Genomic DNA, 18,361 nt, shown 5'->3' with positions numbered 1-18,361 from the left:
TGGCAGCAAGAGGCTTCGCCGCCTAAGCCGGCGCGTCTCATTTCTTCGGAAACACGAACGTCAGGACGAAGCGCCAGCCGTGATTGGGACCGCCGGTGGGCGCCGTCGCGTAATACCGGTAGCCGAACTGGAGGCTGATGATCTGCTTTTTGATCTTCAGCATCTGCGTGGCGAACACGTTGATCGGCACGGTCCATTCGGACGCAGTCCAGTTGTACGTGGACTCGGTGTTCACTCCGAACGTCGTGTACTTCTTCGTCGTGTACGTGAGGAAGGGCTGCAGAAACATGGCGTTCACGCTGGTCGGGCCCCAGCCCGCGAACGACCAGAGCTGGTTCGCGAGGAGTCCGTACGTGAAGCCGTGCTCCTGTTTGAGGACGACGACCGTCGGGCCGCGGCACTTTCCGGCGCCGATCGCGTCGTGCGAGGCGCTCGGATAGAGGCGCTCGGATAGAGGAGGGCCGGTCCCGCGCCGATGATCCAGCCTCCCGAGGTCGGCTCCTTCGGCGAGAAGAAGAAGCTCTGCGTGATGTCCCCGAGACCCGACGACGTCGAGCCCCCTGGCGCAGGCGACTCGAGGGAGACGATCGGCATGATCGTCCGGACGATCACGTTCCAGTCCTTCGAGATACCAAGGGGAATAACGGGCTGGACGTTGCGGGTGTACTTCATCGCGTTCGTCGTGCCGATGCCGTAGTCCCAGTTGTTCTGGAGAGGCACGCTGATGAGCGCGGCGACCGGGTTGTTGAGTTTCTTCGCGATCTCGGCAGCCTCGTCGGCGGGTGGCGCCTGCGCGAACACCGCTGCAGGGGCGATCAGGACGAGGAGTGCCGTTGCGCGACGCCTCATCGCCGTCCCCCGCGGAAGCCGCCGAAGCCGCCTCCACCGCCTCCGCCGAAGCGGCCGCCTCCGCCTCCGAAGCGGCCTGCACCGCCTTCTCCGCCAAAGCCACCGCCGCCACGGTCGAAGCCACCACCGTCGCCGCCGAAGCCACCACCGCCGCGGTCGAAGCCACCGCTGTCGCCGCCCCCCCAGCTCGAGGCCGACGCGCGCTGCTCACCCGTCTGCCGCGCGGACTGCTCGGAGGCGAACGACGACTGGGGCGCGCCGCCCGTGCCGCTCTTCTGCTGCCAGCCGCCGCCGGTGTTCGAGTAGACGTTGCCGTTGTGCTCGGCGAACGTGTTGTTGCCGACTTCCTGGGCGTGCGCGGTCTCACCGCCCGGGCCGGCGACCGCGGCGTGGCCGACCGTCGCCTGCTGCCCCGAGTACGCGTTGCCGACCGTCGCCTTTCCGCCCGCCGCCGCGACTCCGGTGTTCGGGTTGTACGTGGCGCCGCGGCTGCCGCTCGCGTAATTTCCCGTGTATGCGTTCGCGACCTGCGCGTGCTGGCCTGCGGACATCTGCCCGGTCACCGAGTTGTACGAGGTGCCCGCCTTGCTGCTCCACGCGTTCCCGGTCCAGGCGTTGTATCCGCCCGAGCTGCGCGTGACGGCGGACGTCGCGCCGTACTGGTGATAGACGTTGCCGCTCGTCGCGGCCCATCCGCCGGGCCCCCAGGCCGCGGCACCGCCGTAAGCGCCGCCGTAGTACGCGCCATGGTAGGCGTAGGGCATCGCGCCCCAGTAAGGCGCTGCGCCCCAGCAGCTGCCGTACGCCGCGCCCATCGCGAACCCGAACCCGAAGCCCACGGCCCAGCCCGTCCACGGCGTGTACGTCACGGCCGCGCCGTACCCATACGTGACCGGCGGCGGATACCAGACCGACGCGTTGACGTACGCGGCATACGAGTAGCCCGTTCCGTAGACGACGGTGCCGTCCGGCGTGACGATCGCGCCCATGTAGCCCGGCGTGTAGCCGATCACGACCGTCGTCGGGGTGACGGTGTAGATCCTCACGTGCGTCACGTAAAAGACCGGTGAGCTCGGCGGGATCGAGTAGATCGAGGCCGGGATGCTCGCCGCGACGGTCCACGGCCCCGTCACGGCCGGGGCGTAGTACCAGACGCCGCTCTCGCAGGCGTACCACCCGCTCTGCGAATCCGAGAGGATCGGTGTCGGGCTGTTCGACACGTAGGACAGGCCCGTGCCGGGGATCGGAGTGAGCACGACCGCGCCGCTGATCTCCGGCTTGAACGTCGCCGTCTTGCGGTCCACCGGCGTCATCTCCGGGATCTGGCTGGAGATCACGGCCTCCTGGGCCTGCGAGGTGCCCGGAACGGATGCCTTCACGTTCTCCTTCGGGCTCTCGTCGGGAATGAACCGGAAGTCGGACGGCAGCTCGCGGCCGCTCACGTACTGCCACGGCCCGGAGAGGCCCGATGCCCGGAACCAGCGGCCCGTCACGAGCACGTAGATCTGCTGGCGGGCCATGTCGTTGAAGACGTTGGCCGTCGTGTTCTTCACGTAGAGAAGCTGCGTGCCGTCGAGAGGGGCCCACTCGGGAGCGCCTTCGGTCACGATCAGCTCCGTGGGCGTCGTGGCCACGACGAGCTTCGGCGCTCCGGCTTTCAGCGAGGGCACCGCCTTCGTCTCGGGATTCGGACTTCCCGGCATCAGGTCGACGACGTTCTGCTTCGCGAGGGCCTGCGCGGCCTGGTCGGCACCTTTCGGCGCGGCCGGCGCGACGGTCCACGGACCGGAGAGACCCGGCGCCTGCAGCCACCCGTCGAGGATGTGAACGTAGACCGATCCCCATTCGTCGCTCAGGATGAGCGGCCGCGCGTTCAGGACCCGCCGCAACTCCGTTCCGGCGAGCTTCGTCCACACCGGATCACCGTCGATCGTGACCAGAACGGCGGGGCTCGGCGAGAAGACGAAGGCCGGAGCGGCGTTGCGAACGGGGACCGCCTGCGCCTTCTTCTCGGCGCTCAGGATGGCGAGATTCGCCTCGAGCTTGTCGAGCGGCATTGTGGCGGGGCCGTCCGTGAGGATCTGCTGGATCGCGCCCTGGTACTCCCAGACTGCGTCGGGAACGGTCGGAAACTGGGTCTTCACCACCCGGATGTTCTGGAAGTACACGGTGCGCGCCTGGCGGCTCACCTGCGTCTGGGCCGTAATCTGCACGACACCGAAGACCGGGTTCTTCGCGCCGGGCGGCAGGACCGAGACGGCCGCGTGCGCCGCGAGGTTGAACTGGTCCCACGAGTCCAGCTGCGGTTGGTACATCGTGTACGTCGCGCCGGCGTTCACCGCCGTCTTGGGCCACGGGTCGGGATTCGCCGGCCCTGCGGGCACCGGCGAGGCCTGGCCGAGGGACGGCCGCGCGGGCAGCAACGCGAGCCCGAGGGCGAAGGCGACAGTCAGTGACTTGTGAACGATCTTCATGGTGAGGCTCCTGCCAGCGTTCCCGCCGTGTTCTCTACTTCTTCTCGAACGGGAAAATGACTTTCCAGTCCTTCTTCATGTCCACGACTGTCCAGCCCTTCGCGAGCGCTTCGTCGAGCGCCTTGTCGAGATGCCCGATCGAGGACTTCCGGTCGTAAGCCCATTCACGCTCGGCGTCGGTGTGATGGACGAGCAGGGCGAACCGCGCGCCGCTCCCGGCCGTCGTCCATTCGAGCATCTGCTGGTCGCCGTCCGAGTTGCCGAAGGCCGCGATCGGGCGGCGGCCGATGTGCTGCTGGATGCCGACGGGCTTGCCGTCCTTGTCGTCGATGAAGTTCAGCTCGGGCAGGCGCATGAGGACCGGCTTGCCGTCCTGCATCTCGAACTTCGTCTTGATGCTGCTGCCGACGACCTGCTCCGGTGGAATGCCGTACACCTTCTCAGTCCATGGCCGCATGAAGTCGATGCCGCCGCCCGAGACGATGAACGTCTTGAATCCGTTCGCCCTCAGGTAGGCGAGCAGCTCGAGCATCGGCTGGTAGACCATCTCGGTGAAGAGGTGCCCCTTCGGGTGCTTCGCCTTCGCGGCCCACTCGAGGACGAGCGCGTCGAACGCAGCGGGCGTCATCCCGGCGTGCGTCGCCATGATGATCGCCCCGATGGCGGGCTCGCCGCCCGCGAGTGCGCCTTTCACGTCGCCCTTCAGAAGCGATGCGAACGGCTCCTGGGTCTTCCATTCGGGGTGCTGCGGCGCCATGGCCTTCACGCGCTCGAGCGCGAAGAAGAGCTGGAAGTACATCGGCTGTTCGGCCCACAGCGTGCCGTCGTTGTCGAACGTGGCGATGCGCTCGGAGGGTGGCACGAAAGTCGGGCTCGCCTTGTCGGTCGTCGCCTTCACGAAAGCGACGATGGCCTTCTTCGTCGCCCCGTCGTTCCACGACGGGAGGGGATCGTTCTGGGCATAGCCGCGGGCGCTGACGAACAGCAGCGCGCAGAGGACCGTACTGGCGGCGCCGCGGGCGGCGCTAATAGCTCTTTTGGTTCTCATCGCAATCTCCCGTCTCCTCGAATGCGGGAAGCGGGCGCCGGCCCCTTCCGGACCGGCGCCCGCCTCGGAAACTAAATGCTAGTTGCCCGTGGGAAGCGCGATGGAAACGCCTTCCTTCATGAGCTCTTCCCGGACGTACTGGAACTTCTGATACTTGGAGAGCTCGACCGGGCCGTCGTAGCCCATGCTCTGCAGCTTGCGGGGCGGGTACTTCATGTACGTCTTCATGAGTCCGCCGATGGCCTCGCTGATGGTGACCATCGTCCAGGTCCGCTCCGTGAAGTTGTTCATGAAGAGGTCGTAGCGCTCCTGCGGGTCGGCCCAGATGTCGAACACCTGCGGAACGACGGCGACGTACTTCGTCGCGCCCTTCCAGCCGAGGTTCGTGTCGACCGCCAGGCCGCCCGTCGGCTGCCCGTTGTCGCCGCGCAGGTTGAACACGGCCTTGTAGTTGCCGACGCGGGCGGCCCCGGGGGTCAGCTCGTTCTCGGTGAAGTAGAACCAGTTTTCGCGCGCCGACTTGCCCGTGCCGAAGAGGACCGGCGACATGTCGTAGCTGTCGAAGATGATCGGCTTGCCCTCGCGGTCGTTCTCCGGGAGCTTCACGCCGGCGAGGGATGCGAACGTCGCCATGTAGTCCAGGCCGCCGAGGATGTCGTGGTTCTTCGTGCCGGCCTTGATCTTCGGACCCCAGGCGATCGACGGGACGCGGTTGCCACCCTCACGCACGGTGCCTTTGGTCCCGCGGAACGGCGTATAGCCGGCATCCGGATAGACGTCTTGCCACGCGCCGTTGTCCGTGGTCCAGAAGATGTACGTGTTCTTGTCGAGGCCGAGAGCGCGCACCTTGTCGAGGATCCTGCCGATGCGCGTGTCGTTCTCGACGACGGAATCGGCGTACTTGGACTTCGACATCGATTTGTGCTCGAAGTCGGGGTGCGGCATGTTGGGCTGATGCACCTTCATGAAGTTGACGCTCATGAAGAACGGCTTGCCGCCCTTGGCCGCCTTGTCGAGGTACTCGATCGACGCCTTCTCGACGTAGTGGTCGAAGAACGGGATTCCGACGACGCCCTTCTCCGGCGTGTTGACGTACTGCCCGTTGACCTTGAATTCCTCGACCGTCTTCCCCGGCGTGCCGGAGAGCGCGCCCTTCGTCACCTTGTTGAACATCTCCCGGAGCTTCGGGTCCATGTCGGGGAACCACGTCGGGTCGCCGTAGGTATAAGCGTTGAGGTGGTAGATCCCGACGTACTTCATCTCGTCGTAGCCCTGCGCGGTCGGCATCGCGTAGTCGGCCTCGCCGAGGTGCCACTTGCCCGCAAAGAACGTCTGGTAGCCGCCCGTCTTCAGGACGGAGGCGAGCGTCCACTCCGCCGCCGGCAGCCCGCCGCCCTGACCCTGGAAGGCCACGGTCGTCATGCCGCTGCGGTTCGGGATGCGGCCGGTCTGGACCGCGGCCCTGCCCGGCGTGCAGCTCGGCTGCGCGTAGAACGAGAAGAACGTCATGCCCTCGTTCGAGAGCCGGTCGAGGCTGGGCGTCGGCATCCCGCGCCCGACTCCCCCGCCGTACGGACCCGAGTCGCCGTAACCGAAATCGTCGGACAGGATGAGGATGATGTTGGGCTTGGCCTGGGTCTGCTGCGCGGCCGCGGGCAGCGCCAGGCAGAGGATGCCCAGCACGACCGCAAGCGCCAGCGTGATTGGTTTCAATTTCATCGCAATTGCCCCTCTTTCTTTTCGTTCTACTTGTACGACGCGTCGTGGGCCTTCTTGAGGTCTTCCCACTGCTTGCTGAAGTCCTTCGCCTGCTCCTTGGTGAACACCCGGAACGGCACCTGGATGGTGCTGCTCGCGAACTTGACGTTGAGGAAGTACTGGCCCACCTGGATGCCGCCCGGAATGTTGAAATAGAGCCGGCCAAGGCAGTCGCGCTCGGTGGTCAGGTCGACCGAGTCGTAGGCGAGCCCCGGGCGGTCGACGTTCGCAAAGAACTGCATGGGACACGGGCGGTTCGCGCCGGCCGGGAAGTAATTGATGTTGTCGTTGAAATTCCTCGCGAGCATGTTGAGAGCGCGGACGTCCGCCTTCATGTACTCCTGCTGGGTCGGGAGCGGAAGCGTCTTGCCGTCCGGGGTCTGGAGCGAGAACGCGGTGCGGGGCATCGTGTAGGGCTTCGTGTTGCCGCGCAGCGTGACGCCGACGGCAAGGAGGGCCCACGGGTTCCCGACCTCCTCCTGGACCATGCGGTACCCGATGACGGCGTAGCCCTCGTTGTTGTAGGCCATGCGGACGTAGGCGCCCGCAAGCGTGAAGATCTCCGGGACGTCCGGTTTCGGGGCCGTCATGCCCTCGAGAGAGCCCTTGGGCTGCGCCTGCGCCGCGAGAGGGGCGGGCGCGGCCATGGCCAGGAGTGCCAGGGCGGGGACGATCAGCGAACGACGTACCTTCATCTCGAATCTCCTTCGGTTCATTGATTGACTCAGAAACCCGCTCCAACGGCCAGGAGCGGCCCCTGCGTCGTGACATTCCACTTGAACGTGTCGATTCCGCTTCCTGTCGAATAGTCCTGGTAGAGGAGGCGATAGCCGAGGCCGGCGTGGACGACGCGCGAGATCTGCCAGTTCACGCGGCCCTGGAGCATCCACGTGAAGTCGCTGCCGACGCCGAACCCGCCGATGTCGCCGTAGCCCTCGAGGGACCAGCCCTTTCCGACCGGCGCCTTCACGCGCAGACCGATTACCGGGTCGACCCACGTCTCCGGTGAGCTCGCCGGAACGCTCCTTCCCGCGGTGTCCGTCAGCGTGAGCGCGTTCGTCAACGACGTGAGCCGCAGGCCCACGAAGACGTCGAGAACCGGCGAGACGCGGTAATTCGCCGTCGCGGTGACGAGCCACTCCTTCGCGTCCACCTTCGCGGCGAGAAAACCGGCGGCCGGACCGTCGACGGTCGTTCCGAGGGCCGTGTACATCACGTCTGCGGTCACGGCGAAGGTCTTCGACTCGCCGCGGTAGTTCACCATCGCGCCGAACTGGAGGTTGTTCAGGATCTGGTCGAACGTCGCGGCGAAGTGCGTCTCCACCGGGCCGACGCCCACCGTGCCCGACATCCCGGCTCCGAGGAAGTAGAGCTCCGCCGTGTTCTTCCAGGCATTCGTCTGCGCACGCGCGGCCGGGGCGAGGAGCAACGGACACGCGAGCAGGAAGGCGAAGACACGCCTCTTCATGAGTTCTTCCCCGTCACTTCTTCGCCGCCTCGGTCGGAGTGAACTCGAACTTCTGCCCGCCGATGGCCGCGGACGCCATCAGGCCGCCCTTGTTGTGCGTGAAGACGGCGACGCCCTTGTCCCAGACCGCCTGGGCCTGACTGCCCTTGTCGAGCGCGGTTACCGAGGCGCCGGCCGCGAAGCCGAACTTCCCCGCCTTGAGCGTGTCCAGCGTTTCCTTCTTCTCGAAGAACACGATCATGCTGTAGGACTCGGCGCCGGCCTGGAGGCCGAAGCTCGCCTTCGACAACGAGGCGTTGCCGGCGAGCTTGCCCTGCTCGAACACCTTCCCCTTGCCGTGCGAGCCCCCGAACACGAAAGCGGCCTTGCCGATCGTGGGGAAGACGGCATAGCCGGCCGCCTTGTCGAAGTAGATCTGCATCTTCGGGTTGTCGGCCTTGAACGCCTTGACGGTCTGGTCGACCGCCGCCATCTCCTTCGATTCCTTCTCCGGGTCCCAGTCCGCCGAGACGACGAATGCCGAGGCCAGCAGCGCAGCAAACGCGCCGGAGGCGATGAGTCTCTTCATGGCCTGCTCCCTGCTTTCCTTCTTCGCTTCTACTTCTTCGCCTGCGGCGGGTAGTTCTCGAAGAGCTTCTGGGCGACCAGGTCGGCCTTCTGCTGGCGCTCTTCGGGGGTCGCCGACGTCGAAATCTGGTCCTTCGCGATGCCGCGCCAGACGGCCGTCTTCGCGCTCGCGTCGACGAGGTCGATGACGACGGTGCCCGTCGGAATTTCCTGAACCGTCGTGGTCTGCATGCCGCCCATTCCGCCGTAGCGCCAGCCGCCGCCCCAGCCACCGTATCCGTAGGTGTTGAGCTGGGTGTCCTTCCCGAGGCTGAAGTGGGTGACAACGATCAGGTCGCCCCCGTCCGGGACCTGCCTGAGCCCGCGGGCCGCGAGGGCGCTCCCGAGGGATTGTGCGAAGCGTTCGGCAGCGATCGGGTTCCTGGGGGCTGTACCAGCCTTGAGCGTGAAGGTCTTGTACTTCGAGAAATCGGTGCCCGGGGCGTAGTCGGTGTTGACTTCGAGGGTCGAGCACGCAACAGCGGTGACCGCGAGGACGAGGGTTGCAAATCGGCTGAGCTTCATGTCCGTTCTCCTCTTTCCTTCTCTTTCGATGGACGTCATGCGTTCCGGCGCGCGATCGCGGCCTGAACGGCTTTCAACAACGTGGTTCCCGGAAACGGCTTCGCGAGATAGGCCGCCGCGCCGCGCCGCATCGCGTCCTCGCGCAGACCCGGCGCGTCGTGCCCCGTGATGAGGACGAGCGGGACGGTAGCGCCGCGTGCGCGCAGCTCAGCCAGCATGTCGAGGCCCGACATCACGGGCAGCCTCAGGTCGCTCACGACGCACACCGCGCCCTCGCCGGCGCCGGCGGCGAGGAGCGCCTCGGCAGAGGCGTAAGTCGTGGGCTCGAAGCCCGCGGCGGCGAGAAGGCGCGTGACGGCCTCACGCATGCTGTCGTCGTCCTCCACCACGAGCACTTTCGGCCCTTCGATCGCCGCCCGTTCGGACGAAATCGACGCGCCTGCGGCTGCGGTCACGAGTGGGACCTGATTCTCATGAAGACAGCATCGGGCAGGCAGCCGCTGCCGCCACGGAGAGAAAGGGCAGCCGTTCTGCCCCAAAGGGCAGCGCGACCCGGACGCCGGGGCGGTCCGCTAGGGGGAGATCTGCCGCAGCCGCTCGGCGAGCCGGCCGAGCTCCGCCGCGGAGCCCGCCCCCAGCTTGACCATGACCTGCGCGCGTTCGGCCTTCACCGTGCGCTCTGCAACGCCGAGCTCGGCCGCGATCTGCTTGTTGAGCTTACCGGCTACGACGCGCTCGAAGACCTCGCGCTCGCGGGGCGTCAGCGCGTCGAAGAGCGCGCGCAGGCGTGCGATCTCGCCGCGCGCCGCTCTCTGCCCGGCGTCGCGCTCGAGCGCGCGCCCGAGCGCCTCGAGCAGGACCTCACGCCGCACGGGCTTCGTGAGGAAATCCACGGCGCCGGCCTTCATCGCGCGCACGCTGGAGGAAACGTCGGCGTGGCCCGTCAGGAAGATCACGGGCAGAGCGATGCCCTGGCGCTGAAGCGCCGCCTGGAGATCGAGGCCTGACGGCCCCGGCATGCGGATGTCGAGCAACACGCAGCCGGGCCGATCCGGCGGCGGGTCCATCAGGAAGGCGCCGGTCGACGCGTAGCCGCGCGCCTCGAAGCCGGCTGCGGCGAGCAGCCGCAGCAGCGCCGTGCGGAGCGAGTCGTCGTCGTCGACCACGTGTATCAGGGGGGCGCCGTTCACGCGACCTCCGGCGACAAGGCGCCCGGGGCGCCGGCCGCGGGCAGCTCGACGTGGAACACGGCGCCTTCGCCGGGCCCGTTCTCGGCGCGGATGCGCCCGCCGTGCGCCTCGGCGAGCGTCCGGGCAATGGACAGGCCGAGGCCCATGCCCTTGCGTTTCGTGCTGAAAAACGACTCGAAGAGCTTCGGGAGATGCTCGGGCGCGATTCCCGGGCCGCGGTCGCGCACGGTGATCCGGACGAGGAGCGGGTCGCTCCTGAGCGACACGACGACCACCCGCCGGTCTTCGGGCATCTCGTCCACGGCGTCCATGGCGTTGAGCACGAGGTTGATGAGCACCTGCTGGATCTGCGTCCGGTCGCCGGTGATCGTGACGGCATTCGACACGGGTCTGACGTCGAGGCCGACCCGCCGCCGGCGCGCTTCGGCACTGAGCGCCGCTCCCACCTCGCGCACCGCGTCGTTGAGGTCGACCGGCCGCCGCTCGACCTCATGCTTGGAAAGCAGGGCTCGCAGCCGGCGGATCACCTCGCCGGCCCTGAGGTCGTCCCGCCGGATGTCGGCGAGGATCGCGCGCAGCTCAGCCCGACGATCGCCGCCCGACTCGAGAATGAGGTCGGCGGCATCGGCGTTGCTCAGGATCGCGCCGAGCGGCTGGTTGATCTCGTGCGCGATCGAGCCCGTCAGCTCGCCGGCGACCGCGAGACGCGAGGCGTGGGCGAGCTCGAAGCGCTGTGCCGCCACGGCCCTCTCGGCGACGTGGCGGCGGCGCCGCTCGGCGAGGAGCCCGGCGATCAGCCCGGCCTGGAGGACAAAAACCACGGCGGCGGCGATCACCCCGTTCGGATACTCCTCCCAGAGCGTCGGCTCCCGGAAGTGCCACACGGTACCCGCGGGGACATCGCTCTCGCCGATGCCCCACCGGCGGGCTTGCCGCCAGTCGAGATGCACCTCTGTCGGCGCGCTTTCGGCCAGACGGAGCGAAGAAGGCGCGTCGCCTCCCAGCAGCCTGGCGACGATCTCCGCCGCCTGGCGCCCCAGGGCATCGAAGGTCACCATGCGCCCGCCGACGACGCCCGTGCCGAGGAACGTGTTGAAGGCTGCATACACGGGCGCTCTGCTCGCGCCGGCCATCATCGTGGCGGAATCGCGCGGGGTGGAGGCGCGGCCCTCGCCGTCCTGGAAGTAGCCGGTCGTGAAGACGACGGAGTCGTCTCCGAGCTTCCCGAGGCGCTCGAGGACCGCTCGCGTCGGCAGGGCGGAGAGAAATTCGACTGCCGCACGGCCTTCGAAGCGGGGAACCTCGGCCCTCAGCCGCCGCTCGAACTCGCGGTCCTGCGACGAAGCGCCCGTCACGACGACGAGGCGCCGGGCATTTGGATGCCACTTCAGCGCCTGTTCGATCGTCCCGGAAAAGTCGTACGCGACGGGAACGCCGACGACGTCCGGAGTGAGCGGGGGCAACGACCCGAAATTCGATCGGGAGACGGCCATGTGGACGAGTGGGGCGTGCGGAAAGAGCGCCGCGCGATTGCGAAGGAGAAAGCCGAGCGCCTCCTCGCCCGCGGCGACGATCACGTCCGGCGCCTCGGTGGCGTACTTTTCGCGAAGGGAGGTGACGATCGTGGCGATGTAGCGGTCGCCGCTGAAGTAGGGCGCTTCGAGAAACTCGGCGTGGACCTCCACGGGCCGGTCTTTCGATTTCGCGAGAGTCTCGCGTAGTGCCCGCTCGGCCTCGACGTTGGCCGGGAGGAGGCGGGCATTCGAGAAGAGGACGAGGACGTTCTTCGTCTCGTCAACGGTCGCCGCCGGGGCATGCAGGATGGAGAGCACGGCCAGGAGGAGGCCCGCGCCCGGAGTCCTGTAATCCACGGCCGCATTCTCCACGAAAAGTGCGCCGCGTAATATGCTTCCCCCTGATGAAAGGACTCGAAATGAACAAACGCATCATCGCTTCGCTGTTCGCCGTTCTCCTCGCGTCGGTCGCTGCCGGCCCTCTCGCCGCGCAGATGGAGCCCAAGGGTTCCCTCCAGGGCATGCAGGCCCCGAAGGCGGACGTCCCTCAGCTCATGACGCTCCAGGGCGAGTTCGTCCGCATGGCCTACAACAACGAGGGCTACGCCGTCCTCGGGTACCGCATGGTCCAGGAAGAGCTCGGAGAGCCGTGGGTCCTGCTCAACGTGGGCATCACGCTGCGCGAGGGCGCGAAGGACTACACGATGAAGCGGGAGAACCTGACGCTCAAGACCCCCGACGGGAAGACCGTCCCGCTCATGTCGCAGAACGAGTACATGAAGGCCGACGCCATCCGGCCGCTGAACCAGAAGGCCAAGGTCGTCAAGGACTCGATCAACTACTTCCCGGCCGGCCCCGGCCGCCCGTGCGCCATGAAGTTCTTCGCGGACCTCAACGGCCCGGGTCTCGCCTACGACACCGTCGACCTGAGCGACACGCGCGACTGCATGGGCCGCCTCTATTTCAACGTCCCCGGAGGCATCCAGCCCGGCCAGTACTGGCTGAACGTGCAGTTCGCGACCAGCATGATTCAGGTCCCCTTCCGCGTCTTCACGAAGGAACAGGAGAAGGACTTCCGCAAGCAGTGGGAAGACCTCAAGAAGGCCCACGACGCGACGTTCAACTAGGGCGGTGACCAAGACGCTCGACCCGGCGGCGGCCTTCGAGGCGCGGGCGGCGCGCGCCACCGGCCTCGTCGCCGCAGCGCCGCTCGTCGCCGAGCCGCTCGCGTTCGCGGCCGGGCTCTTCCGGCTGCAGGGGCGGCTCGCCGCGGCCGTCCATGCGCGCCACGTGGACGACGCCTTCACGGGGACTCCCGCCGACTTCCACAGGGTGCTCGACCTCTTCGCGCCGCTCCTGACGTACGCGGCCGAGAAGGGGCCGCCCGAGCTGACCGAGGCCGCGAAGGCGCGGCGAGCCGACGACGACGAGACGGCCCTCTCGCGCCTCTCGGTCTACTGGAGCGGCGAGCGGGAGGCCCGCGAGGACTACCTCGCGCGCGCGTTCCTGAGGCCGTACGCCGAGGTCCTCGCCGCGCGCGGCGTGACGCTGGAGCGCCCGCGCCACGAGAGCCACTGCCCCGCCTGCGGAAACGGAGCCGTCGTGAGCGTGCGGCGCGAGGTGCCCGAGTCGATGGGCGCGGCGCGCTCGCTCGTCTGCGCGCTCTGCGGCACCGAGTGGCCGTTCGCGCGCATCCGCTGCGCCGCGTGCCACGAAGAGGATCCCGCGAAGCTTCCCTCCTTCCAGACGGAGGCGCATCCCGCCGTCCGCATCGAAGCCTGCGAGACGTGCCGGCACTACGTGAAGTCGCTGGACCTGACGCTGGACGCGCGGCCGCTGCCCGAGGTGGACGACCTCGTTTCGCTCGCGATGGACCTCTGGGCGGTCGAGGAGGGCTGGACGCGCCTCGAGCCGGGCTGGGCGGGGATCTGACCGGATGAGGCTCTCCCTCCTCGCGCTCGTCTTCGTGGGCGGGGGGATCGGGTCGGTGTGTCGCTACGCGATGGCGAGCGCGCTGCAGAGGACCCTTCCGGGACCGTTTCCCACCGGCACCTTCTGGGTGAACCTCGCAGGCTGCTTCGCCATCGGCCTCGTCGGGGCGCTCGGCCTCGAGCGCGCCGCGCTCTCACCCGAGGCGCGCACGTTCCTCATGGTCGGCATCCTCGGGGGCTTCACGACGTTTTCGTCGTTCGCGTGGGAGACGCTGGGCCTCCTGAGCGTGAAGGACGTTCTCCGCGCGACGCTCTACGTCGGCGGCTCCGTCTTCCTCGGGCTCCTCGGGACCCTGCTCGGCCGTTCGATCGGGAGGATCGGCTCATGAAAGACGTGACGACCGCCAAGCTGCTGCGCATCCACATCGGCGAGATGGACCGCGCCCGGCACCGGCCGCTCTTCGAGGTGCTCGTCGCCGAGGCGCGGGAGGGCGGGCTCTCGGGCGCGACCGTATTGCGCGGCATCGAGTCCTACGGCGCCTCGAGCGTCGTCCACCGCGCGCGGCTCGTCGAGCTTTCGGAGGACCTTCCGATCGTCGTGGAGATCGTGGACACCGAGGAGAAGATCCGCGGTTACCTCGAGCGCATCGACCCGATCCTCGAGGAAGCCGCCTGCGGCGTCCTCATCACGATGGAGAAGGTCGACGTCCTGCGCTGGGCGCCGAAGAAGAAGGCCTAGCCGAGCTGCGGGAAGTCCGGCGAGGCTTCGCTCGGGGCCCCCCCCCCCCCCCCCCCCCCCGGACCCCCCTCCGCCGGCTCGACCCCACGATCGGCCGGCCCCCCCGTCCCGGCGGGGCGGGGCGCGGCGCGCCTTCGGCCTCGCCGACGAACGGCACGAAGCGAACGGGCAGGACGCTCTTCTCGGTGTATCCGCCGCCCTGGCGCTCGATGACCTTCAGCTCCTGGTAGAAGGCGCCCACGGGAATCACCATGCGCCCCGTCGACGCGAGCTGCTCGAGCAGCGGTGGCGGGACGCGCTCCGGCGCGGCCGTCACGAGGATGCCGTCGAACGGCGCCTCCTCGGGCCAGCCGCGGTAGCCGTCGGCGGCGCGCACCTCGACGTTCCGGATCCCGAGCTCCTTCAGCCGGGCCGTCGCCGCTTCCGCGAGCTCGGAACGGATCTCGATCGAGTACACCTTCGCGGCGAGCTCGGCGAGGATCGCGGCCTGATAACCGGAGCCCGTGCCGATCTCGAGCACCCTCTCCTTCCCGGTGAGCCGGAGCTGCTCGGTCATGAAGGCGACGACGTAGGGCTGCGAGATCGTCTGACCGCTCCCGATCGGGAGCGGCCGGTCGTCGTAGGCGGACGCCGCCTCGGAGGCCGGGACGAAGAGGTGCCTCGGGACCTTGCGCATCGCGGCGAGAACGCGCGGGTCGCGGATGCCGCGCGCCGCGATCTGCGTCTCGACCATCTGCTCGCGTTTCTTTTCCATAGGATCCGCCGGCGGGCGGCACGCGGCGGCGAGGGCGATCCCGCCCAGCGCCAAAGGCACGAGCCCGATCCGACTCCCCCTCACAGGGAGCATTCTATCGAGGGATCTCCTGCGCGGGCGCGCGCGCGTCCCGCCGCCGGCGCTCGACCGGGTTCTCGAGCGCGAGCGTCATCGACCCGAAGCGGATCTCGACGTCGAAGTTCGAGAGGAACGAGGCGCCGAGGATTCCGTCCTCGAGCCCATCGCCCTCCTCCTTCACGACGATGTCCTTGAACCGCACCATGAAGGCGTCGACGCCGAGGCTCACGTTCGAGATCTTTCCCCACGACACGCGCGAGTTGCCGATGCCTTCGAGCGTCACCGGGTACGCCGTCTCCGGCTCGAAGAGGCGCGTCTTGCGCAGACCGCCGCGCGTGACCATCGAGGGTTCCGAGCCCGTGTCGAGGAGGAAGAGCGACCACGGCTGGCCGTTCAGCGACGTGCGGACCATGGGCTTCATGCGGCGGAAGAACATGTTCTGGTCCTTCGAGCCGCGGGCTGCCTTCGGGTCCACGCGCCGGGCGAAGAGGCGCTTCTCGATGTACTCGATGCGCCAGTCGAACTCCTTCATGAGGTGCGCGCCGAGGACGCCGTTCAGCCTGAAGACGCCGAGGGACGCCGTCTCGAACGTGAGCGTGCCGTCGGGAAGGACGCCGACCGGCACGTCCGTGAGCGTGAGGTCGCCCATGCGGACGGAGTCGAGCCAGCCCATGCGCATCGGCGTCTCCGTCTCGTGCAGGCCGCGGGCCGCTGCCGTGGCGCCCGGCGTGAAGCGCACGCCGAGGCGCTCGGCCGCGCTGTCCGTCAGGAGCGAGACGGACGCGCCCGAGTCGAGGACCATCTCCTCCGGCGGCCGCCCGTTCGCGCGCACGGAGAGGCGGACGAGGTTCGGCCGTCCGAAATCGACGGGCAGCGTCACGCTCTCGCCGGCGGCCGCGCCGGCGTAGAGGGGCCGGGGCGGCGGCGACTCGAGAAAGACGACCCAGCCCTCGGGCACGAGCTTGCCTTCGCGCTGCGCGGCGCGCGCCCAGCGGCCCGCGCCCGTGAAGTCGCCCTCCCAGTAAGCGGCCTGCGAGAGCAGCCACGCGATCTCGGCGCGCTCGGAGGCGCGGCCGACGCCGGCGAACGCGCGCTCGAGGTGAGGGGACGCGCCGCGAAAGTCGCCGCGCTCGAGGAGAACCTGCCCGAGCAGCCGGTCGTAGCGCACGCCCTCCAGCGACTTCCCGCCGGAGGACACGAGAAACGCCGAGACCTCGGGGATGTACCCGCGGCCGAGCTGTTCCTCGGCGTTGTACGAGTTCACGAGACCGCCGGGCAGCGGCTTGACGAGACGGTGCGGAGACACGGTCGTCTCGCCCGAGAACGTGCAGGCGAAGGCCGTCAGCAGGCCCGCCGCGAGGGCCGCGGCGCGCCTCACGCGCCCGTGACGCGGGCGATGAGCACCGTCTGGTCGTCGTACTGCGCGACGCCCGCGGTGAAGTCGCTCACGGCCCCGAAGATGTGGCTCTGGAGCTCGGCGGGAGACTGGCCACGCCCGTTCAGCGCGAGCTCGGTGAGGCGGTCCATCCCGAATTCCTCGTCGTCGCGGTTGAGCGCCTCCGTGATCCCGTCCGAGTAGAGGAGAAGCGTGTCGCCGGGCCCGAGGGTCACGGCGGCCTCCCGGTGGACGGCGGCCGGCATCATCCCGACCGGGACGCCGCCGCTCGGGAGCAGCGTCGCGCCGGAGGCCGAGAGCCACAGGCCCGGGTTGTGCCCGGCGTTCACGTAGCGCAGGAGGCCCGAAGCCGGGTCGAAGACCGCGACGAACAGCGTCGCGAACTTGCGCGTCGAGGAGAAGCGGACGAGGTGCTTGTTCACGCGGGCGACGAGGGCCGGGAGGTCGCCCGAGAGGTTCGAAATCAGGAGGTGGAGGCACGCGTGGACGGTCGACACGAGGAGCGCCGCGGGGACGCCCTTGCCGGAGACGTCCGCCACGCAGAGCGCCGTGAGGCCGCCGGGCAGCGGGTAGACGTCGAAGTAATCGCCGCCGACCTGCTTCGTCGGACGGTTGCGGCCCGCGAGCAGGAGCCCCGTGACCTCCGGCAGCGCGTCGGGAAGAATCGTCTTCTGGATGGAGGCCGCGAGCTCCATCTCGCGCTCCATCTTCTCCTTCTCGACCGCCTCGCGGTGGAGGCGCGCGTTCTCGAGCGCGATCGCCGCCTGGTTCGCGAAAAGGCTCGCGACCCTCACGTCGGCCTCGGTGAAGTCGTCCACTCCTCCCCCGCGCGTCTCCTTGTCGGCGACGACGAGGACGCCGAGCGCGCGGTTCTCGACCGCGATCGGCACGAGAAGAAGCTTCTCGGCAGGCGCGTCCTTCAGGAAGTCGGGCCGGCTCTCGCGCGCGTTCGCGAGCACGGCCCCCGCCGGCACCTCGTAGATCGCGTCCGCGTTCAGGAGCGGCTCGCCGACGTGCTTGGCGAAGAAGCCCTCGTCGCCCTGCGCGCGCACGAGGAGCGATCCGGAGCGCGCGTTCAGGAGCGACACGGACGTCATGAGGACGTCGTCCGCGAGGGACTCGAGGTCGAGCGTGCGGGCGATGGAGAGCCCGACGTCGTAGAGGCTCTGGAGCTCCCACACGCGGTACTTCAGCTCGAAGTCGGCCTTCTGAACCTTCTCCGACATCCGCACCGTGTCGAGAAGCCACGCCGTGTGGGCCGTTGCCGACGCGAAACCCGCGGGATCCTCGGGCGGCGTGCCGAGGACGACGAAGGCCACGGTCTGCTCCTGGGCCGTGAGGGGAATCGCGAACGGCGCGCACGCGTCTCCGAAGAGGGGGACGAGGTCGGCGGCCGTCAGAGGGCCGGTGGAGCGGGGCGCGGCCGCGACGCGCGCGGCGAGCGCGAGCAGGGCGGCCGGGGACGCGTCCAGGCCGGCGGCCACCGATCGGGCGGGCTGGACGGGGTCGAGGAGGATCCCGCGCGAGGCGCCGGATCCGAGGAGAAGCGCGGCGAGGATCTCATCGAAGAGACGCTCGCGCCCGCTCCAGGGGTCGATCGCCGCGAGCCGGGCGTGCGCCGCCAGCAGCCGGTGGCCGCCCGCGGCGGTCGCTGGCGAGGCGGAAATGCTACTCGGACTCGCCCCGGAGCCAGGCAAGGGCGGGCTCGGGAGCGGGGAAGATGCGTGCATATTGCGCCAGACCCATGATCTGGAACGTCTTCTCGATCGTCGGCGTCAGGCGGCAGAAAGCGAGCTTCCCTCCCTGGTCGAGCAGCTTTTCGAGGATCTCGATGAGGATCGAAATGCCGATCGAGTTCACGATCTTCGTCTTCTCGAGGTCGAGGAGGATGCGGGTCACGCCGCCGCCGAGGAGGGCGTACGCCTCCTTCGCGATCTCTTCGCCGCCGGTGTTGTTGATGTAGCCGTCGGTCCGCAGGATCGCGACAGCCGCGTCCGGCCGCTCCACGACGACTTTCAGGGTCTCGCTCAT

Annotated in this window: 18 protein-coding genes and 1 pseudogene; 4 read left to right on the top strand and 15 right to left on the bottom strand. The window is 68.6% G+C overall.

From position 1 onward, the window contains the following. Nucleotides 1-37: 37 nt before the first annotated feature. The 11 genes and pseudogenes from IPL89_10610 to IPL89_10560 all read right to left on the bottom strand — a co-directional run bounded on the left by IPL89_10610 (nt 38) and on the right by IPL89_10560 (nt 11,804). Nucleotides 38-849 (bottom strand): annotated as a pseudogene (locus IPL89_10610) (transporter). Next, nucleotides 846-3,323, bottom strand: coding sequence for an autotransporter (locus IPL89_10605; GenBank protein MBK9063631.1), 2,478 nt, complete (start codon nt 3,321-3,323; stop codon nt 846-848). The pseudogene IPL89_10610 and the gene IPL89_10605 overlap by 4 nt, the downstream one beginning before the upstream one ends. Nucleotides 3,324-3,357: 34 nt before the next feature. Beyond that, entirely contained in the window at nt 3,358-4,371 is a 1,014-nt protein-coding gene (locus IPL89_10600) for a haloacid dehalogenase-like hydrolase (GenBank protein MBK9063630.1), read from the bottom strand. 78 nt (nt 4,372-4,449) lie between these two features. Then, nucleotides 4,450-6,090: an arylsulfatase gene (locus IPL89_10595; GenBank protein MBK9063629.1), complete on the bottom strand. Its 1,641-nt coding sequence runs from the start codon at nt 6,088-6,090 to the stop codon at nt 4,450-4,452. A 26-nt stretch (nt 6,091-6,116) separates the two neighbouring features. Next, nucleotides 6,117-6,824 (bottom strand): hypothetical protein, encoded by a 708-nt coding sequence (locus IPL89_10590; protein ID MBK9063628.1) that lies wholly within the window; start codon nt 6,822-6,824, stop codon nt 6,117-6,119. Between the two features lie 29 nt (nt 6,825-6,853). Beyond that, a complete protein-coding gene (locus IPL89_10585; GenBank protein MBK9063627.1) occupies nt 6,854-7,597 on the bottom strand; it encodes a hypothetical protein in 744 nt (247 codons plus the stop codon). 13 nt (nt 7,598-7,610) lie between these two features. Then, nucleotides 7,611-8,165: a lipid-binding SYLF domain-containing protein gene (locus IPL89_10580; GenBank protein MBK9063626.1), complete on the bottom strand. Its 555-nt coding sequence runs from the start codon at nt 8,163-8,165 to the stop codon at nt 7,611-7,613. A gap of 29 nt (nt 8,166-8,194) precedes the next feature. Continuing rightward, nucleotides 8,195-8,728 (bottom strand): DUF4136 domain-containing protein, encoded by a 534-nt coding sequence (locus IPL89_10575; GenBank protein MBK9063625.1) that lies wholly within the window; start codon nt 8,726-8,728, stop codon nt 8,195-8,197. Between the two features lie 35 nt (nt 8,729-8,763). Then, a complete protein-coding gene (locus IPL89_10570) occupies nt 8,764-9,183 on the bottom strand; it encodes a response regulator (GenBank protein ID MBK9063624.1) in 420 nt (139 codons plus the stop codon). 117 nt (nt 9,184-9,300) lie between these two features. Continuing rightward, complete coding sequence (locus IPL89_10565; protein ID MBK9063623.1) at nt 9,301-9,918, bottom strand: response regulator transcription factor; 618 nt, start codon at nt 9,916-9,918, stop codon at nt 9,301-9,303. Further along, a complete protein-coding gene (locus IPL89_10560; protein MBK9063622.1) occupies nt 9,915-11,804 on the bottom strand; it encodes a GHKL domain-containing protein in 1,890 nt (629 codons plus the stop codon). Before IPL89_10560 ends, IPL89_10565 begins: the two co-directional genes overlap by 4 nt. A gap of 47 nt (nt 11,805-11,851) precedes the next feature. Here IPL89_10560 and IPL89_10555 point away from each other — a divergent pair, with 47 nt between their 5' ends. Genes IPL89_10555 through IPL89_10540 form a run of 4 tightly spaced genes read left to right on the top strand, consistent with a single transcriptional unit; the run spans nt 11,852 to nt 14,102 of the window. Beyond that, nucleotides 11,852-12,559 (top strand): hypothetical protein, encoded by a 708-nt coding sequence (locus IPL89_10555; protein MBK9063621.1) that lies wholly within the window; start codon nt 11,852-11,854, stop codon nt 12,557-12,559. Nucleotides 12,560-12,563: 4 nt separating this feature from the next. Beyond that, a complete protein-coding gene (locus IPL89_10550; GenBank protein MBK9063620.1) occupies nt 12,564-13,364 on the top strand; it encodes a formate dehydrogenase accessory protein FdhE in 801 nt (266 codons plus the stop codon). Nucleotides 13,365-13,368: 4 nt separating this feature from the next. Continuing rightward, nucleotides 13,369-13,752: a fluoride efflux transporter CrcB gene (gene crcB / locus IPL89_10545; GenBank protein ID MBK9063619.1), complete on the top strand. Its 384-nt coding sequence runs from the start codon at nt 13,369-13,371 to the stop codon at nt 13,750-13,752. Continuing rightward, nucleotides 13,749-14,102, top strand: a complete 354-nt coding sequence (locus tag IPL89_10540; protein MBK9063618.1) for a DUF190 domain-containing protein — start codon at nt 13,749-13,751, stop codon at nt 14,100-14,102. The genes crcB and IPL89_10540 overlap by 4 nt, the downstream gene beginning before the upstream one ends. Here the strand turns inward: IPL89_10540 and IPL89_10535 are convergent. From IPL89_10535 to IPL89_10520, 4 genes are read right to left on the bottom strand one after another with little or no spacing between them, the layout of a single operon-like run. Continuing rightward, complete coding sequence (locus IPL89_10535) at nt 14,050-14,949, bottom strand: protein-L-isoaspartate(D-aspartate) O-methyltransferase (protein ID MBK9063617.1); 900 nt, start codon at nt 14,947-14,949, stop codon at nt 14,050-14,052. The genes IPL89_10540 and IPL89_10535 overlap by 53 nt on opposite strands. Nucleotide 14,950: 1 nt before the next feature. Then, on the bottom strand, nt 14,951-16,312 hold the full coding sequence (locus IPL89_10530; GenBank protein ID MBK9063616.1) for an aspartyl protease family protein: 1,362 nt from the start codon (nt 16,310-16,312) through the stop codon (nt 14,951-14,953). Then, complete coding sequence (locus tag IPL89_10525; protein ID MBK9063615.1) at nt 16,309-18,027, bottom strand: SpoIIE family protein phosphatase; 1,719 nt, start codon at nt 18,025-18,027, stop codon at nt 16,309-16,311. The genes IPL89_10530 and IPL89_10525 overlap by 4 nt, the downstream gene beginning before the upstream one ends. Further along, nucleotides 17,999-18,361, bottom strand: coding sequence for an STAS domain-containing protein (locus tag IPL89_10520; GenBank protein ID MBK9063614.1), 363 nt, complete (start codon nt 18,359-18,361; stop codon nt 17,999-18,001). The genes IPL89_10525 and IPL89_10520 overlap by 29 nt, the downstream gene beginning before the upstream one ends.

The organism is Acidobacteriota bacterium (genome assembly GCA_016716715.1).
GTDB lineage: Bacteria > Acidobacteriota > Thermoanaerobaculia > UBA5066 > UBA5066 > Fen-183.
Note: the sequence above shows the minus strand (reverse complement) of the source record. Positions and strands in the feature narration are given on the sequence as shown.

Bases quoted from the DNA above. Each gene is read 5' to 3' on its own strand.
- IPL89_10605 (MBK9063631.1), bottom strand. From the start codon at position 3,323: ATGAAGATCGTTCACAAGTCACTGACTGTCGCCTTCGCCCTCGGGCTC.
- IPL89_10600 (MBK9063630.1), bottom strand. From the start codon at position 4,371: ATGAGAACCAAAAGAGCTATTAGCGCCGCCCGCGGCGCCGCCAGTACG.
- IPL89_10595 (MBK9063629.1), bottom strand. From the start codon at position 6,090: ATGAAATTGAAACCAATCACGCTGGCGCTTGCGGTCGTGCTGGGCATC.
- IPL89_10590 (MBK9063628.1), bottom strand. From the start codon at position 6,824: ATGAAGGTACGTCGTTCGCTGATCGTCCCCGCCCTGGCACTCCTGGCC.
- IPL89_10585 (MBK9063627.1), bottom strand. From the start codon at position 7,597: ATGAAGAGGCGTGTCTTCGCCTTCCTGCTCGCGTGTCCGTTGCTCCTC.
- IPL89_10580 (MBK9063626.1), bottom strand. From the start codon at position 8,165: ATGAAGAGACTCATCGCCTCCGGCGCGTTTGCTGCGCTGCTGGCCTCG.
- IPL89_10575 (MBK9063625.1), bottom strand. From the start codon at position 8,728: ATGAAGCTCAGCCGATTTGCAACCCTCGTCCTCGCGGTCACCGCTGTT.
- IPL89_10555 (MBK9063621.1), top strand. From the start codon at position 11,852: ATGAACAAACGCATCATCGCTTCGCTGTTCGCCGTTCTCCTCGCGTCG.
- crcB (MBK9063619.1), top strand. From the start codon at position 13,369: ATGAGGCTCTCCCTCCTCGCGCTCGTCTTCGTGGGCGGGGGGATCGGG.
- IPL89_10540 (MBK9063618.1), top strand. From the start codon at position 13,749: ATGAAAGACGTGACGACCGCCAAGCTGCTGCGCATCCACATCGGCGAG.
- IPL89_10535 (MBK9063617.1), bottom strand. From the start codon at position 14,949: ATGCTCCCTGTGAGGGGGAGTCGGATCGGGCTCGTGCCTTTGGCGCTG.
- IPL89_10520 (MBK9063614.1), bottom strand. From the start codon at position 18,361: ATGAGCGAGACCCTGAAAGTCGTCGTGGAGCGGCCGGACGCGGCTGTC.